Genomic DNA, 290 nt, shown 5'->3' with positions numbered 1-290 from the left:
GTAGACGTTACGGAAGGCGGCGGTCTCGCCATAGACGCCCTTCCAGCGATAGAAGATGTGCGCTCCGATCTGCGTGACCTTGGCGACCGTCGGCGCCCACCAGGGATGCACATAGTCGGCGTGATAGTGGGTGGCTGTGCCGACCTGCTGCGCGACCGCGCCGTCCAGCGCCCTTTCCGCCACGCGACGCGCCCTATCCCAGGCCCAGGCGACCGGCGCCTGAGCCAGGGAGCCGTCGCAGGTGAAGCTGAACTGGCAGCCCGTCGTCCGCTCGGCCCCCTCGAACACCA

The 290-nt window shown here is 68.6% G+C and carries 1 protein-coding gene; it reads right to left on the bottom strand.

The annotated features are described in order from the left end of the window. Positions 1-290, bottom strand: a 290-nt coding sequence (locus CVH10_RS19555) for a cell wall hydrolase (RefSeq protein WP_181244535.1), incomplete at both ends; no start/stop codon positions are given.

Source organism: Halomonas sp. ND22Bw (assembly GCF_003011945.1).
Lineage (GTDB): Bacteria > Pseudomonadota > Gammaproteobacteria > Pseudomonadales > Halomonadaceae > Halomonas > Halomonas halophila.
The sequence above is the reverse complement of the archived record's forward strand: the minus strand, read 5'-3'. Positions and strand labels throughout refer to the sequence as shown.